Annotated in this window: 1 protein-coding gene; it reads left to right on the top strand. The window is 43.5% G+C overall.

Annotated elements, in window-relative coordinates:
* A partial coding sequence (locus AC1DPZ_RS28665) for an N-acetylmuramoyl-L-alanine amidase family protein (RefSeq protein ID WP_477409940.1) occupies positions 1-607 on the top strand: 607 nt, incomplete at both ends.

The following is a 607-nucleotide window of genomic DNA, read 5'->3' as shown; positions in this document are numbered from 1 at the left end:
GGACATGGAGTGAAGCGTTCAGGCAATGAAGGTCATTTTTCTCCTGGCGCATCCGGCTCCTTTTCCTTAGAAAGGAATGTAACGCTTGCCATTGCCTTAAAATTGCAAAATGCTATAGAAAAAGATATGGCGGGAGTAAAGGCAGTTTTAACGCGCACGACCGAGGATGATGTTTCATTTGAAAGACGTGCCGAAATAGCCAATGAGAATAAAGGGAATATTTTTATATCGATACACTGTAACTCACTATCGGATAGACGGGTAAGGGAGCAGGTAGGAACCAAACGCCGTAAACCGATTTACCGTACGGTTAGTGTACCCGATCGATCTGGTAAAGGCGTATTATTGCTGGTGTATGGATTGCACCGTTCCAAAGAGGAAGAAAAAACTATAATAAATAACCAGGTTGAAGAGGACTCGGGGATGGACGCCGGATTAGACCCTGATGATCCCATAACTATTATTTTAACTAACGAATATAAAAGAAAATTCAGGCAGCAAAGCATCAAGCTGGCCACTTTGATTAACAGTGAATTTGTGCAAACAGATGGCCGCCCAAGCGAAGGCTTAAGGGAGCAGGGTATATATGTGTTATGCCACACTGCCA

Source organism: Mucilaginibacter sp. P4_G9 (assembly GCF_056400985.1).
This window is presented reverse-complemented; position numbering and strand designations above follow the sequence as displayed.